Annotated in this window: 2 protein-coding genes; both read left to right on the top strand. The window is 50.6% G+C overall.

Annotation, left to right across the window (positions count from 1 at the left end):
* Window positions 1–96 (top strand): PhzA/PhzB family protein (locus HMPREF3014_RS33885; RefSeq protein WP_193393450.1); only part of this gene is annotated, 96 nt, incomplete at its 5' end.
* Window positions 97–125: 29 nt separating this feature from the next.
* Window positions 126–614, top strand: a complete 489-nt coding sequence (phzB, locus tag HMPREF3014_RS24105) for a phenazine biosynthesis protein PhzB (RefSeq protein WP_023086940.1) — start codon at window positions 126–128, stop codon at window positions 612–614.
* Window positions 615–666 lie beyond the last annotated feature (52 nt).

Raw genomic sequence — 666 nt, forward strand, 5'->3', positions numbered from 1 at the left:
ATAAAACGTAATCGCGAGTTCATGAACCCGATACAGAAACTGCGTGCATTGGGAATAGCCGTTCCGCAAATAAAACGTGACGGTATTCCCACTTGAATGACATCTACCGCCAAGGAGCATTGACGATGCCTGATACGACAAATCCAATCGGTTTCACCGATGCCAACGAACTTCGCGAAAAGAATCGCACCACCGTCGAGAAGTACATGAATACCAAAGGCCAGGATCGCCTGCGCCGCCATGAACTTTTCGTCGAGGACGGCTGTGGCGGTTTATGGACCACCGATACCGGCTCGCCCATCGTCATTCGTGGCAAAGACAAACTTGCGGAACATGCCGTCTGGTCATTGAAGTGCTTTCCCGATTGGGAGTGGTACAACATAAATATATTCGGAACCGACGACCCCAATCATTTCTGGGTCGAATGCGACGGTCACGGCAAGATTCTTTTCCCCGGATATCCCGAAGGTTATTACGAAAACCACTTCCTGCATTCCTTCGAACTTGAAGACGGCAAGATCAAGCGCAACCGCGAATTCATGAACGTCTTCCAGCAATTGCGCGCCTTGAGCATTCCGGTCCCGGAAATAAAACGCGAAGGCATTCCCACTTGATCGAAACGATATCTCCTGCCGAAGGGGGACCCACCATGGACGATCTATTGCA

It is taken from the genome of Pseudomonas sp. HMSC065H01 (assembly GCF_001815235.1).
GTDB classification, from domain to species: domain Bacteria; phylum Pseudomonadota; class Gammaproteobacteria; order Pseudomonadales; family Pseudomonadaceae; genus Pseudomonas; species Pseudomonas aeruginosa.

Bases quoted from the DNA above. Each gene is read 5' to 3' on its own strand.
- phzB (WP_023086940.1), top strand. From the start codon at position 126: ATGCCTGATACGACAAATCCAATCGGTTTCACCGATGCCAACGAACTT.